Genomic DNA, 3,475 nt, shown 5'->3' with positions numbered 1-3,475 from the left:
ATGAAGACGGCTTACGCCACCATCAAAGGTATTGAGGTGATGCGTGCACTACGCAAAGGCCAGGCCTCAGCATTTTATTATGGTGATCCCCTGGGCGAAATGCGCCTGGTAAGCAGAGTTTTTGAAATGTAAGGCCTTTGAATAAGACAAAAGGCTGCCTCATCGCTAACTTTGCAACAGTGCCAGTTTTATTACGAACGTGTTTTGGGTGGACAACGGAAAACATATTTCATCGAAAGACCAAAAAAAGAAAAAACACTTCCTGTTGTGATGAGTGAAGAAGAAACCATTCGGGTACTACGCGCTATTGAAAACGTGAAACACAAGGCTATTCTGATGACTATTTATTCGGCAGGTTTGCGCATTTCTGAATGTATAAACCTGAAAATAAAAGACATTGACTCCAAGCGCATGCAAATTCGTATAGAACAGTCAAAAGGAAAAAGAGATCGTTATACCATTTTATCTGAGAAAACATTAATTATTTTAAGAACATACTTTATGGAATATAAACCAAAAGATTATTTATTTGAAGGTCAAAAAGGTGGCGCATACTCAAGCCGAAGTATTCAAAACATTTTTAAAGCAGCTGTTTTAAAAGCAAAGATTCAAAAGGAAGTTACTGTACATACCTTACGACATAGCTTTGCAACGCATTTGCTTGAGAATGGTACGAGTTTACGTTATATTCAATCGTTGTTAGGTCATTCAAGCAGTAAAACAACTGAGGTTTATACACATATTACCACCAAGGGAATGGAACAATTAAAAAGTCCGATGGATTTGTTAGATATATAGAAAGGATTTGTATATTTGAGCAAAACTTAACAAAAAGCACTATGAATATAAATCCTTTTGAGAGAGTAGAAACGAACGGTAAACGGTTGAAAACGGATTTGTCACTGATAATGAAAGGTTTAGCAAAATAAGATATAGTGGATATATACGCCATTTGGCGTATAGCCACTTGTTATGTGCCATTTTTGAATGACAATGCGAATAGATACAGACAAACAAATGAATTTACTTAGTGATAAGAACGTTGCAATAATTGGTGGTGGACCCGTTGGACTGACTATGGCAAAATTATTACAGCAAAACGGCATAGACGTTTCAGTTTACGAAAGAGACAACGACCGAGAGGCAAGAATTTTTGGTGGAACCCTTGACCTACACAAAGGTTCAGGTCAGGAAGCAATGAAAAAAGCGGGATTGTTACAAACTTATTATGACTTAGCCTTACCAATGGGTGTAAATATTGCTGATGAAAAAGGCAATATTTTATCCACAAAAAATGTAAAGCCCGAAAATCGATTTGACAATCCTGAAATAAACAGAAATGACTTAAGGGCTATCTTGTTGAATAGTTTAGAAAACGACACGGTTATTTGGGATAGAAAACTTGTTATGCTTGAACCTGGTAAGAAGAAGTGGACACTAACTTTTGAGAATAAACCGAGTGAAACAGCAGATTTGGTTATTCTTGCCAATGGTGGAATGTCGAAAATAAGGAGCTTTGTTACCGACACGCAAGTTGAAGAAACCGGTACTTTCAACATCCAAGCTGATATTCTTCAACCGGAAATAAACTGTCCCGGATTTTTTCAGCTATGCAACGGCAACCGATTAATGGCGGGACATCAGGGCATTTTATTGTTTGCCAATCCCAATAATAATGGTGCATTGTATTTAGGAATTAGTTTTAAAACGCCCGATGAATGGAAAAATAAAATTCCCTTAGATTTTCAGGACAGAAACAGCGTTGCCGATTTTTTATTGAAAAGATTTTCCAAATGGAGTGAAGTTTACAAACAATTAATACGTTCGGTATCAACATTTCAATGCTTGCCCACAAGGAAATTTCCTTTGAACAATGATTGGAAAAGTAACCGTCCATTACCCATAACAATGATTGGCGATGCTGCTCATTTGATGTCGCCTTTTGCAGGACAGGGTGTAAATACGGGATTATTGGATGCTTTGATATTGTCTGAAAACCTTACAAACGGAGAATTTACAAGTATTGAAAATGCCATCGAAAACTACGAACAACAAATGTTTGTTTATGCAAAAGATACGCAGGACGAATCGACAGAAAACGAAACCGAAATGTTTAGTCCCAATTTTTCGTTTCAAAAATTATTGAATCTATAAACAGTAAGAAAAAACGGCTACTAACAAGCAGTTTTGCAATAGTGGGGCAGAAGTGCAAAATTGAACTTGTGTGCTTCTATCAACTTTTGTACATTAGCTGCCAGTTTAAGATGGGTGCATTTGAGTATGCCCAAAGGAGCCCGCAAGTATGCGCAGGACGAAGCCAGTAGCCGCGCCGATGGTGGCGCGGGTCTATCTGCGCGTCAGCACCGACGCGCAGGACTTGGAACGCCAAGAGGCGATCACTACGGCCGCGAAGGCCGCCGGCTACTACGTCGCCGGCATCTACCGTGAGAAGGCATCCGGCGCACGCGCCGACCGGCCTGAGCTGCTGCGCATGATCGGCGACCTACAGCCCGGCGAGGTGGTCATTGCCGAGAAGATCGACCGCATCAGCCGCCTACCTTTGCCCGAGGCCGAGCGCCTGGTGGCCTCGATACAGGCCAAAGGCGCACGCCTGGCCGTCCCTGGCGTGGTCGATCTATCCGACCTGGCGGCCGAGGCCCAGGGCGTCGCCAAGATCGTGCTGGAAGCCGTGCAGATCATGCTTTTTCGCCTGGCCTTGCAGATGGCCCGCGACGACTACGAGGACAGGCGCGAACGCCAGCGCCAAGGCATTGAGTTGGCCCGCCAGGCCGGGCGGTACAAGGGCCGCCGTGCTGATCCGAAGCGCCGCGCCCAAGTTGTCGCGCTGCGCAAGTCCGGCTACAGCATCAACAAGACCGCCGAGCTGGCCGGGTACAGTGCGGCCCAGGTGAAACGGATATGGGCCGAGGTCAGCCAGGCCGAAGCGAAGCAGCACGGCGCGTTCGTGGAGGACGCATTGACGGAAGCCGATGCCCTGGCCGCTGTCGGCCAGGATGAGCGCCAGGAGGAAAGGGCATGAAGAAGCCGAACCAAGACGACGAGCCGTTTTTCATCACCGAGGAGATTGCGGCCGAAATGATCGCCGGCGGCTATGAGTTCGAGCTGCCGCCCATTCCTTGCACCATCCGCCTACGCGACGTGCTGGAGCGCATGACCGATGCTGAGCTAGCATTGCAGCCGGGCGAGATCGCCGACCAGGAGCGTGAACGCTGCCGGCGCAAGCCGTGTTCAACCTCATGATCTGGTCATGGTATTTTTCATGGCACTGAGCCTGATAGTTCTTGCAAATTGTTGTCACTAAAGGGTTTTGTGTGCTTGTTTACAATCGAGTGGGAGTGACGGGCACTGGCTGGCAATGTCTAGCAACGGCAGGCATTTCGGCTGAGGGTAAAAGAACTTTCCGCTAAGCGATAGACTGTATGTAAACACAGTATTGCAAGGACGCGGAACATGC

Annotated in this window: 4 protein-coding genes and 1 pseudogene; all 5 read left to right on the top strand. The window is 45.7% G+C overall.

The annotated features are described in order from the left end of the window. Positions 1–132, top strand: a pseudogene (locus tag FTT73_RS15875) (IS6 family transposase); the annotation flags it as partial. A 72-nt stretch (positions 133–204) separates the two neighbouring features. Next, complete coding sequence (locus FTT73_RS15870) at positions 205–798, top strand: tyrosine-type recombinase/integrase (protein ID WP_205779272.1); 594 nt, start codon at positions 205–207, stop codon at positions 796–798. A gap of 189 nt (positions 799–987) precedes the next feature. After that, a complete protein-coding gene (locus tag FTT73_RS15865) occupies positions 988–2,154 on the top strand; it encodes a tetracycline-inactivating monooxygenase Tet(X3) (protein ID WP_024160783.1) in 1,167 nt (388 codons plus the stop codon). A gap of 148 nt (positions 2,155–2,302) precedes the next feature. Then, positions 2,303–3,040 carry a recombinase family protein gene (locus FTT73_RS15860; protein ID WP_001366550.1) on the top strand — a complete coding sequence of 246 codons (738 nt, stop codon included), beginning with the start codon at positions 2,303–2,305 and terminating at the stop codon, positions 3,038–3,040. Then, positions 3,037–3,261, top strand: coding sequence for a hypothetical protein (locus tag FTT73_RS15855; protein ID WP_000743213.1), 225 nt, complete (start codon positions 3,037–3,039; stop codon positions 3,259–3,261). The genes FTT73_RS15860 and FTT73_RS15855 overlap by 4 nt, the downstream gene beginning before the upstream one ends. Positions 3,262–3,475: the final 214 nt, after the last annotated feature.

This window comes from Acinetobacter sp. YH01006, assembly GCF_013420445.1.
Lineage (GTDB): Bacteria > Pseudomonadota > Gammaproteobacteria > Pseudomonadales > Moraxellaceae > Acinetobacter > Acinetobacter pseudolwoffii.
This window is presented reverse-complemented; position numbering and strand designations above follow the sequence as displayed.

Bases quoted from the DNA above. Each gene is read 5' to 3' on its own strand.
- FTT73_RS15865 (WP_024160783.1), top strand. From the start codon at position 988: ATGACAATGCGAATAGATACAGACAAACAAATGAATTTACTTAGTGAT.
- FTT73_RS15860 (WP_001366550.1), top strand. From the start codon at position 2,303: ATGCGCAGGACGAAGCCAGTAGCCGCGCCGATGGTGGCGCGGGTCTAT.
- FTT73_RS15855 (WP_000743213.1), top strand. From the start codon at position 3,037: ATGAAGAAGCCGAACCAAGACGACGAGCCGTTTTTCATCACCGAGGAG.